Source organism: Microcoleus sp. w1-18aA5, assembly GCF_036701705.1.
GTDB lineage: Bacteria > Cyanobacteriota > Cyanobacteriia > Cyanobacteriales > Microcoleaceae > Microcoleus.
The window spans coordinates 42,902-54,335 of sequence record NZ_JAUPTE010000002.1 but is presented as its reverse complement, the minus strand read 5'-3'; the positions used below and the strand labels follow the sequence as shown (position 1 = coordinate 54,335).

General features: G+C 46.7%; 5 protein-coding genes. 1 reads left to right on the top strand and 4 read right to left on the bottom strand.

Annotated features, from left to right (window positions below; genetic code table 11):
* On the top strand, positions 1-2,888 hold a 2,888-nt coding region (locus Q5691_RS01320; RefSeq protein ID WP_333343775.1), incomplete at its 5' end, for an Ig-like domain-containing protein.
* Between the two features lie 96 nt (positions 2,889-2,984).
* Here Q5691_RS01320 and Q5691_RS01315 read toward each other — a convergent pair.
* From Q5691_RS01315 to Q5691_RS01300, 4 genes are all read right to left on the bottom strand, one after another.
* A complete protein-coding gene (locus tag Q5691_RS01315) occupies positions 2,985-3,689 on the bottom strand; it encodes a rhomboid family intramembrane serine protease (protein WP_333212190.1) in 705 nt (234 codons plus the stop codon).
* 578 nt (positions 3,690-4,267) lie between these two features.
* The gene (locus Q5691_RS01310; protein WP_333212192.1) at positions 4,268-5,365 is read right to left on the bottom strand and encodes a DJ-1/PfpI/YhbO family deglycase/protease; all 1,098 of its coding nucleotides are present in this window, start codon (positions 5,363-5,365) and stop codon (positions 4,268-4,270) included.
* Between the two features lie 137 nt (positions 5,366-5,502).
* A complete protein-coding gene (locus Q5691_RS01305; RefSeq protein WP_333212194.1) occupies positions 5,503-6,261 on the bottom strand; it encodes an SDR family oxidoreductase in 759 nt (252 codons plus the stop codon).
* A 346-nt stretch (positions 6,262-6,607) separates the two neighbouring features.
* Complete coding sequence (locus Q5691_RS01300) at positions 6,608-11,302, bottom strand: PAS domain S-box protein (protein WP_333343774.1); 4,695 nt, start codon at positions 11,300-11,302, stop codon at positions 6,608-6,610.
* Between the last annotated feature and the right edge of the window lie 132 nt (positions 11,303-11,434).

The window sequence follows — 11,434 nt, the reverse complement described above, 5'->3', positions numbered from 1 at the left end:
CGGGGACGGAGCCGATGATGACGGGGACGGAGCCGATGATGACGGGGACGGAGCCGATGATGACGGGGACGGAGCCGATGATGATGGGGACGGGCCCGGACATTTCAATCAGCCCGGTGCCGCGGCCACCTCTGACAGTTCCCACGCCTCCCCCAGAGCCACTTTTTGTCGATGGCTTAGTTGTCGCAAATGAGGGCAGTAATTATTTAATCGGCAGTTTGTTCAATGACACGATTGCCGGGGGTGCCGGCGACGACACACTTTTGAGTCGAGACGGGGACGATCTACTCAGGGGCGAAGACGGTAACGATTCTCTCAACGGTGGCGCTGGTAAAGATATCGTTGAGGGCGGGCGCGGTAATGACACGGCGCGGGGCGGCAAAGGCGATGACTTGGTTTCTGGCGACGAGGGCGGTGACGTAGCTTTTGGCGACCAGGGCAACGATATTGTCTTGGGTGCTGAAGGCAACGACTCGCTGTACGGCGGTAAAGGCAATGACTGTCTGCGCGGTGGTGGGGAGGACGACCTGATTTTTGGCGACAAGGGCAGTGACACTGTTTTTGGCGACACGGGTAACGACTGCCTGATCGGCGGCGCTGGCAATGATATTTTGTTGGGCCAGGAGGGCGGGGATGTCATCACCGGCGGTGTTGGTAATGATACTGGTGACGGCGGCGAGGGTGATGACCTGATCTTCGGGGGCGACGGCAATGATTCTTTGTCTGGGGGGCCTGGGGATGATATTCTTTCGGGCGATCGCGGATCGGATACTCTGACAGGAGGCGACGGATCGGATATCTTTGTTCTCGGTAGGGTGGGTACGTCGCCTGGTAGCAACGGGTTTCTCACTACTGGCGGCCGCGAAATCGGCGATGCTGATGTAATTAGAGATTTTAATGCGGGAGATTCGATCGGTCTGGCTGGAGGTCTGAACTTTACAGAGTTAGAAATTTTCCAGGGCCAAGGCTCGAATTCTAGCAACACGATTATTAGGGACAGGCGAACTGGGGAATTTTTGGCGGTGTTGATTGATGTTCGATCGACCTCGCTAGATGAATCTCGATTCACTACAGCTCAAATACCGCGCGTAAACGACAATCCCTTCACCATTGAGGGGACAACAACTAGCCCCACAACGGGGACAACAACGAATCCCACAACGGGGACAACAACTAACCCCACAACGGGGACAACAACTAACCCCACAACGGGGACAACAACTAACCCCACAACGGGTACAACAACTAACCCCACAACGGGGACAACAACGAACCCCACAACGGGGACAACAACTAACCCCACAACGGGGACAACAACTAACCCCACAACGGGGACAACAACTAACCCCACAACTCCAACACCAGCGACCACAACTCCAACACCAGCGACCACAACTCCAACACCAGCAGGCACAACAACGAACCCCACAACGGGTACAACAACTAACCCCACAACGGGGACAACAACTAACCCCATAACAGGCACAACAACTAACCCCACAACGGATCCATTGCCGGTACAGGTTCCGGGTACGAGTCCGAGTCCGAGTCCGAGTCCGACTGCGGGCGGGACAACTCCGAGTCCGAGTCCTTCCATCGTCCCGACTCCCACTGCGGCGCCCCCAACTCCTCCGCCTTTGGGCGGGGGGCCGACTCCGCCGAGTTTTACATCTCCGACTCCTAACCAGCCGCCGATCGTGGAAGCTGGCAAGACGGTGACTGGTTTGCAGAATTTGCCTCTGTCTCTGAGCATTTCGGCGCCCAGCGACCCCGAGGGCCAGCCGCTGTCGATCGCGGTAGTCGGACTTCCAAATCCTACTTTTGGTCAGGTAATTACGGGTACGAGCCCCCTCACCGTGAACCAAAAGTTAACCGTTCAGGATTTACTTGGGCTGAAATTCCAACCGGGAACAAACGTGATCGGGCAAGCCGGTTCTTTCAGCTACAGCGTAGCTGACGACCAAGGCGGCACGGCAGCAGCGTCAGTGGCGATTAACATCAATTCTTTCGATACCTCCGTAACTGTTCCCACTATCCTGTCGCCGATTGCTGTCGATGACGGCATCGTATTTACCAATACGAATAATTTGCTGCCCACTTTCATCGACGTACTGGCGAACGATTCCAGTCCGCAAAAAGGGACACTCAGCATTATCAATGTCAGCACACCACAACTGGGGGTAGCTGTAAATCTTGTCTCTCAAGTGCAATTCATCCCCGGCAACGTAGCGGGTACAACTGCTTTCACCTACAGCGTCAGCGACGGATTCGGGACAGTTCCGGGCGTAGGTACTGTCACCGTTCAAATCTTGCCTGCTGATAGCGGGCCTAACAATTTAGTTGGGGGTTCTTTGCCGGACAATTTGGACGGTTTGGCGGGCAGCGATACTATTGACGGTCAAGGCGGCAACGATACGATTAACGGCGGTGTGGATAACGACGTACTCGTAGGGGGCCTCGGCGCAGATACCATGACAGGGGGTGGCGGCAACAATCAATTCCGCTATACCAGCCCTGCACAAGGTGGGCCGGCTTTTGATGCGTCTTCTTCGGCGGCGATCGAGGCTGCGATCGCGGCGGGCGGATATGATGTGATTACTGATTTTAGCGGTCTCGGTGTGCCGATCGCCGATCAGTTTAATTTTGCCCCCGGATTTGCCAATCTCAGCGGTAACACCCAAGTTCTGCTGAACGTGCAGACAACGGTTTCTGCAAATATTCTGGGAGGAAGTGCTTTCTTGTTTGCCTACGATTCCGGGGGCAATACTTACATCATTTATGACGGCAATGGCAATAACGTCACCGGCAGTGATTCTCGCATTTTGGCGAAGTTAAATGGTGTAACTGGGGTTTCTGCTCTTTCGGAATTTGACTTGACGTTTATCTAGGAAGATAAGAGGTTTGAAACCACAAATTAACGCAGATTAACGCCGATTTCTTTGGCAGTTTATCTGCGTTAATTTTTGTTCATCTGCGGTGAAAAATTAAATCCGATTATCTTCAGAAAAAAGTCCCAACAAAGGGCCTAGAATAGCGCCGAAAACAAAGCCGCCAGCGTGGGCCCAGTAGGCAACTCCCCCGGATTCCATGCCGACACTTGCCGGGGCATTCAAGGAAGCCAGGCCGCTCAATGCTTGCTGTGCAAACCAAAATCCTAGAAAGAAGAAAGCGGGGACTCTGACAGTGGTAATAAAGATTCCTAATGGCAGCAGTGTGAGAACTTTGGCTTGGGGATATCTGAGAATGTAAGCTCCCATCACGCCTGCGATCGCGCCGCTAGCACCTAGGGACGGAATGGCAGATGCGGAGGAAAAAAACCACTGAGTTAGTGATGCTAAAACGCCGCAAGTAAGGTAAAATATTATAAATTTGACGTGTCCTAAACGGTCTTCTACGTTGTTGCCAAAAATCCACAAAAATAACATATTTCCGGCAATGTGAAGAAAGCCTGCGTGCAGGAATTGGGAGCTAATTAGTGTCGTCCATTCGGGAAATGGCGAAACGGGCAGAGCAACCCGACACATATTGCTTAACTGGCAAGGAACTACGGCCCAAGAGTAGAAAAATTCGGTTAATTGTCGATCGGCCAAACTGAGTTCGTACAAAAATACTAATATGTTTGCCGCAATCAGCCCGTAGGTGACGTAGGGAGTGATAGTAATGGGATTTTCATCGCGTAAGGGAACCACAGCCTTTTTTTCCTCATCAAAATATTGGCAACACAGTAGCGCATTTATAGCCCAGGTGTCTCCTGTCTAAAGGAAGAGGGGACAAGCCAATCGATTTTAGATTTTAGATTTTGGATTTTAGAATTTAAGAATTTAAGAATTTAAGAATTTAAGAATTTAAGAAGGCGACCTCACGGATGTATCCGAGGGCTGGTTAATCGATTTTAGATTTTAGATTTTAGATTTTAGATTTTCGGTCTTAGAATTGAAGAATTGAAGAAAGCGACCTCACGGATGTATCCGGGGGCTGCTTATCGGATACTATATTTTTTATTTATGCACGGATGAATCCGGGGGCTTGTACCGCCCTTGGATGTCGCAAGCTTCCTTCAAACCCGCCGTCTCCCGCTGAAACAAAAATAAAACCTATTGAATAAAACCCTCCACTTTGCAGTTAGTTGAATATCTGCTTTTTAGTGTTGGGTTTTATTTTACCGCAAACGCTATATTCTAGGATGGCAGAGCAAGTTTGTAGTTGCGATATAGGTGCGAGTTTTCACCTTTCAACAAAACTACAAACTTATTGATCCTCTTGCTGATTACATTTTTACAGCGGGGCTAGTTGAAGGTTTAGGCGACTTAATTTCCTGGGAAACTGCACGGGCGCGGAAGAGTTTAGCAATGACTTGTTCACACTTAGACAAATCCGATTCTATCTCTGTCAAAATGGTCGTTGATACCGGATCTGTGAACTTTACCCGCAGGTTGTTGATATCGACAACACCGGTTTGCAAATCACCGAGAGTGCTCCGCAGCAAGAACGTTTCATCGGTTCCTTGCATAGAAGCTTTTAACTTAGCGTACTTGTCAGCAATTTGGGCAGGAATTGAGGGTTTTTCACCGAAATCGTTGAGGCGTTTTTCGAGAGCGATGATGTGGTGCTGTTTGTTTTGAATCATTTCTTTCAAGAGCGATCGCAAATCGCTGTCTTGGGTTTTTTCCGCATAATGTTCAAAGGCTTCGCAAGCATAGCGTTCCCCTGCGAGGGCGGTATTCAAACCTTTAACAATGTCGCCTTGTGTAGAACCTCCCCAACCATTAGCTAATTTCCACCATTCTGCATTTGTGTCAGTTTCTTCTGGCAAACCGACTTCTTTTCCGCCGTAACCGAGCCGAGCCATAATTGCGGTGGTAAATATTGCTAAATCTCCCGGTTGGCGGGAAGTGATCAAGTTGCCGTCAACTACTAAAGCTTCGTTAATGTAGTTGGCTCCGGCATTAATCATGTCTGTTTTAATTGCCAAGAAACCAGTCGCCTTTTTGCCTTTGAGCAAGTCGGCTTCAATCAAAACTTGCGGGCCGTGGCAAACCGCAGCGACGAGTTTTCCTTGCTCAAATGCTTCTCGTACAAACCTTACTGTGTTGGGATTAGTCCGCATTGTATCCGGAGCCATACCGCCGGGAATTATCACTGCATCGAATTCTGCAGGCACTGCTTCTGTGGTAGTTCCGTCAGCTTGCTGGGCAACTTTTCCTTGTTTCCCTGCATACTTTTCGTTTGTCCGCGAACCGAGGACAACTACATCAAAATTTGCTTGTTTTAAGGCGTTGTAAGGAACTAGAAATTCGGAATCTTCAACTCCATTTTCAATGAGTATGGCAACTCGTTTGGTGTTGGTGCCGTTATTCGTTGTCATAATCAACTTTCCTCAGACTATCTTCTCATCTAACGCTAAGTTATTAAGCGAGTTTTTAGCATCTTGCTAAAGTGATAAATTAGTTGGTTTTAAAAGATGTCAGCGTGAGCCTTGAGAGGTATTTTACAGTAATTGTCTCAATGCACATAAGAGGCGCCGTTAATATCGATCGTAGTCCCGGTAGCGTGCGTAGCCAAACCGGATGCTAAAAACGCGATAACATTAGCAACATCTTGAGGAGGAGCGATTTTGCCGATCGGGATATCGCGAATAATATCAGCTTCACCGAACTCTTGAATAAACTGATTAGACATTTCTGTACTGACAAATCCCGGTGCAACTGTAAAAGCCAAAATATTATCAGCCGCAAACCCTCTAGCAATGCTGCGAGTTAAAGCAACAATAGCACCTTTAGAAGCGGCGTAGTGCAGATAATTCGGGTCATCGCCGCGAAAAGCAGCGCGACTTGCTATATTAATAATTGTACCGACTCGGCGAGTTTGAAAATGCAGAATAGATTCCCGGCACAAATCGGCAACGGCAACTAAATTAACTTGTAGAGTTTGCTGCCAAGCTGACGACCAAATATCGAACTCGTCCTCGATACCCGCTGACTGCATAATCCCCGCATTATTAACTAAAATATCAATATGACCCCGCCATTTTAAAGCATCTCGCCACAAAGTCGAGGCCGCGTTTTCCACCCTCAAATCTGCTGCCAATAAATAACAGCGATCGCGCCCAACACTTGCTGCGATCGCTTCAGCTTCTTTCTGACTGCGAAAGTAATGCAAAATCACCTCGGCCCCAGCATTAACCAGAGTCCGTACCGTCACTGCACCAATCCCTTTCGAGCCACCAGTTACTAAAATTATCTTTCCTGTTAAATCAATCATTTCTCTATCTCTTTTCTCTTTCTCGGTGGCCTCTGCGGTTAATACAAAAAATAAATCCCTTCCACAGACGAAATAGAATTGCTATATAGCAATTCTTGCAGGAATCGTAAACTTTTTACCTCACCCCAACCCTCCCCTTATCAAGGGGAGGGAGTAAGAAATTCACAAATCATTTAGGATTGCTATATGATACAGCACATTCCATCTAATGTGTATGCCATTTCCTCATGCTGATGGATATCTGCCATACACCTGTCCAAAAATTTCCAAATCCTTTCCCCTGTTGGTTTCGGAAATATAGCCACCGCTTACAGCACTATAGCTTCTTTGTCCTTAAACTCGATAGCTAAAGTGAATTGGGGAGCAGAGGTCGAATTAAATCCATAATTCGGTCAGAATTAAAATTATTGATATAATCGGTTAGTGCCTTGGACAAACCTGCTTTAGATTCTGGAATCTGTACAATTAATTCATTCATAACTTCGGTATCGAGATAGTAAGCGGCTTGATACATTTGTTCTAACCACTCAGGGGACATCACGGATATATCTTCTACAGACACAGTTTCAGTTAATAGTTTTTGTGGAGTTTTTTCTAGGACTTCGTAGATATATTGTAATCCCAAATATTTAGCGAGTTTATCAAAAAGTTCTCTCTGCTGAAATGGCTTGCTGATAAAGTCGTTACAGCCAGCCATAAGAACTTTCTCTCGATCTTCTTCAAAAACACTGGCAGTTAAAGCAATAATGACAGTTTCTTGGCTCTGAGGGTGTTCTCTAATATATTTAGTAGCTGTGTAGCCGTCCATGATGGGCATTCGCAGATCCATGAAAATCAGGTGTGGCAACCAACTCTCCCACAGTGAGATTGCCTCCACTCCCTGTGTTGCTTGTCTCACCTCAAAGCCAATGGAAGTAAGGATATCGACTAACAAGCGGCGATTTTCTGCTAAATCTTCAACGACAAGAATGCGGTAAGCCGGTTGTCCGGGAGCTAAACTAATTACTCTTTGATTAATTGATTTTGGGGGTAAGGATTCTGCTTGAGGTAACTGAACACGAATCTCAAAGGAAAAAGTGCTACCTCGGTTCAAAGTGCTTTTAACCCGAATCAGACCGCCCATAAGTTTGACGAGTTTTTGACTGATGGCTAAACCAAGCCCACTGCCTTGACTCAAATTATTTCCAGCTTGGGCTTGCACAAATACCTTAAATAAGCTGTCAATTTCTGTGGGCGCAATTCCCACGCCTGTATCCTCAACTTCAAAACATAGGTGACAGGATGTGTTGTCTCTTTGTGCTGCTCTTACCCGTAGGGAGACGCTTCCTTGATTGGTAAACTTAATCGCATTACCGAGCAGATTGACCAAGATTTGATAGAGTTTTTTCTCGTCGCTATGCACAAATTCAGGAATGTCTGGATCTAGCTCGAAAATGAGTTGCAATTCTTTAGATTGGACTTTAAGTTGGAACATTTGTTCAATAGAAGTCAGCAAACTTGTGAAAGCAAAGTCAGAAGGATTTAGGGTCATCCGTCCGCTCTCTATTTTGGATAAATCTAAAATATCGTTAATCAAGTCCAATAAATGTCTACCGCTACGATTGACAATCTGTAAATGTTCTTGGAGAGAAGGAGTCAGATTGCTCTCATAGCTCATCAATTGCGTGAATCCCAAAATTGAGTTGAGGGGGGTGCGGAGTTCGTGGCTCATATTGGTGAGGAAGACACTCTTGGCTTGGTTGGCTGCTTCTGCTGCTTCTTTTGCCTGCAGAAGTTCTACCTCAGCTTGTTTGCGATCGCTAATATCAATTAAATATCCCAAGATTTCCACTGGTCTACCTGCACGATCGCGAATTAGCTTGAGTTGTTCGAGTACCCAGCGATAATTCCCATCTGCGTGCAGAAGACGGAATTCCTGAAAATAAAAATCATCGGTGAACAGGTTAGTTATTCCATTAACCACCTGGTCTACTTCATCGGGATGCAGATGATTCATCCAAAATCCAGACTCTTCTAAAAATGCTTTAGTTTCGTAGCCCATTACGTCTTTGATGTTTTCGCTGATGAAGGTTGCGCCATAGTCGCCATCAGCTTTACTGCTAAAAATGACGACGGGACTGTAGTTCAGGAGAAAGTTAAGGCGATTTGTGGTGGATTGTAAGGCTTGCTGAGCAAGTTTTAGCTGCGATACATCCTCCTGAACGGCAACATATACAGTTCCGTATTCAGGATGCTCAAACCTAGATGTATGAACTCTGCACCAAAAGAGTGTGCCATCTTTTTTTTTGTTGTAGACTTCATATTTCGCTTCCCCATCCCGATCGAGTTGAGTCACAATATCTTCAACGGTTTCGTCGGGTGTAACCTGTGTATCGACATAATTTATTACACCAATGGGTTGACCTGCGAGTTCGCCCTCTGTATAGCCAAATATCGCATCAAATTTAGGATTAGTGTAGACCATCGTCAAGTCTGAGGCTTTGACTAAACATACGCCACCTGCCATATTATTCATAATAATGCTTTGCAGTTCTAGCTTGTCTTGAGCTTTTTTTCTGTCCGTAATATCTTGAACGTGAGCAATAAGACTTAGCGCATTTCCCGCCTTATCTCTGATTATTGAGCCATTAAGTAAACCCCAAATAATATGTCCTTGCTTATGGATATAACGCTTTTCTCTTTGAGAGTAACTTTCTATTTTTCCTGTTAATAGAAGATTGACGTTTTTGATGTCCATTTCTAAATCGTCAGGATGGGTAATGCTTTGATACGTTAACCCTAAAAGTTCTGCTTGGGAATAACCCAGAATCTGACATAAAACCGAATTGGCTTTAAGAAAATGCCCATCAAGGGAAAGGATTGCCATCCCGATCGACGCATCTTCAAACGCATGGCGAAACTGCTCTTCACTCTTTTGTAAAGCTGTCTCCATTTGTTGGCGCTCGATATCAGCACGCTTGCGAGCAGTGATGTCGCGTTTAATTACAGAAGCCCCAAGAATTCTGCCTGCTGTGTCCTTCAGAGGTGATATGGTACAATTGATGTCGATAAGCTGTCCATCTTTGCGGACGCGCACAGTTTCATGGTTTTTAATTATTTCTCCTTGTCGAAGCGTGGCGAGAGTTTGCTGTTCTTCGTAGATAAGATGAGGTGGAATTAGAATAGTAATCGATTGTCCTATAATTTCTTCAGCCTTGTAGCCAAAGATTTCTTCTGCTGCATTGTTCCAGCTTAAAATGATGCCGTCTAAGGACTTGCTAATCATTGCCTCACCAGAATGTTCCACAATCGCTGCCATGCGTGCCAGTGATGCTTCTGCTTGCTTGCGGAGGGTAATATCGTTTCCAATGGAGAGAAACCCTGTGATCTTGCCCTCTGGGTCATATAAAGCCGTCACCGAGAGGAGTAATGGAAAGCGACTGCCATCTTTGCGGATGTAGGACCATTCGTACTCGTCTGGCATTCCAAGGCGTGCCTTGGCCGCAAAAGTCTCAAATCCTGGTTCGATAGAGATTCCCATCTCAGCAGATAAATCTTCGGCGCGCCGCACGACTTCCTCCTTGTCGTGAAGGATCTCAGGTGTTGCTTTCCCCACAATTTCTTCGGCACTATATCCCAGCAATCTCTCGGCGGCTTGATTAAAGGTAAGAATCGTGCCATCTACGGCGGTGGAAATGATGGTGTAGTTGGTACTATCTAAAATGGCTTTTTGCAGCGTTGTTGTTTGAAGTAATTCTTCCTGGGCTTTTTTGCGATCGCTAATATCGCGCAGAATAACAGTACATACCGTTTCGTCTCCCATTTCCAGCCTAGAAATTGAGGCTTCAGCCGGAAACAGAGTGCCATCTTGACGGCGACCAAAAATCTCACCTCGTTCTGCCATCCTTCGCGCTCTACCAGAAGATTGAGCAAATTGTTGGATATGCTGCTGGTGAGCATTCCTAAACGGCTCTGGCAGCAGTAAGCTTAGGGGTTGCCCTAAAACTTCCTCTGTTTTATAGGCGAAAATCTTTTCCGCCCCTTGATTAAACAGGGTAATCTGTTGAGTGCGATCGACAGAAATAATTGCATCGTTGGCTATTTCTAGAATTCCAGCAAAACGAGCCTGTGATTGTCGTATAGCTTCAGTCCGTTCAGTCACAAGATTTTCTAAAGTTGCATTAAGTTTTTGAAGCTCTACTTGGGTTTGTTGGCGATTGAAATCTATCTGGTTTAGAGATCGAGCCGTCCCCCAAATGAGAATTGAGAACGTGAGAACCATGATGGTTGACCGCAAGGCATAGCCATATTCAGCGTTATACCAGCCTACTTTTTCCCCATGAAGAGTGAACCAGTTCATTACCACTGGAAAGATTACTGCCCAAGGCAGCAACCACCGCAACATCACTCCGCCGACTAGCGGGCTGGTTACTACTTGCATTAATCCTTCGTTGGGTCGGAGCCATAAAATTCCCCCATAGAGGATGAAAAAGCTTAGGATCGTGGATGGTACTTGAGCTGTTGTAACTACGATTAGTTGGGCGAAAATTTTGACCTCAAAGATGTATCCAAATAAAGCTAGCAGAGACATTAAAGCTGCAACACTACTGCAAATCTGAGCCAACCAAGTGTCCCGTTGGGAATTTTTCCCTAGCAGTAATAGTGCTACTCCCATCAGCACAAAATTTAAGGCGGTATTCACTGCCATTCGCCCCGGATCAGGAGTCTCTGAAGACCCGACATCCCGGAAAAGCCACTCATCAATGCCCAGATGCCAACCAAAGAGATACTCGCTCAGCGTCAGCAGCCCGATGATGATGATGATGAATCCTGCCGTCCCTTGAGCGACTCGATAATGCAGTCGGGTTAGTCTTTGGTACTGCAACAATCTCAAAGAAACTCCAGCCAGCAAAAAGCAAATTGCCGTGTTTGCTTTCATGGTCGCAGTCATACCGGGAAAACCACTTTTGAGTAGGGAGATGTCAAATTGCCAACCCAGCAGCACGAGACATCCGATCGCAATGACGAGTAGACTTGCCATGTGAGAAATGTGCTTGTTCATAAATCGGCTGCTTGGGTTGAAACAATCTTCTTATGATGTTAGGCGAACCGAAGAAGGGCAACCACGGGGGGAGTGCCCCTAACCGAACTATTCAGATTTTGTATGGTTGCGCCCCCTTGCCAGCGCCATATC

Coding starts and splice junctions, on each gene's coding strand:
- Q5691_RS01300 (WP_333343774.1), bottom strand. CDS start 11,302: ATGAACAAGCACATTTCTCACATGGCAAGTCTACTCGTCATTGCGATC.
- Q5691_RS01305 (WP_333212194.1), bottom strand. CDS start 6,261: ATGATTGATTTAACAGGAAAGATAATTTTAGTAACTGGTGGCTCGAAA.
- Q5691_RS01310 (WP_333212192.1), bottom strand. CDS start 5,365: ATGACAACGAATAACGGCACCAACACCAAACGAGTTGCCATACTCATT.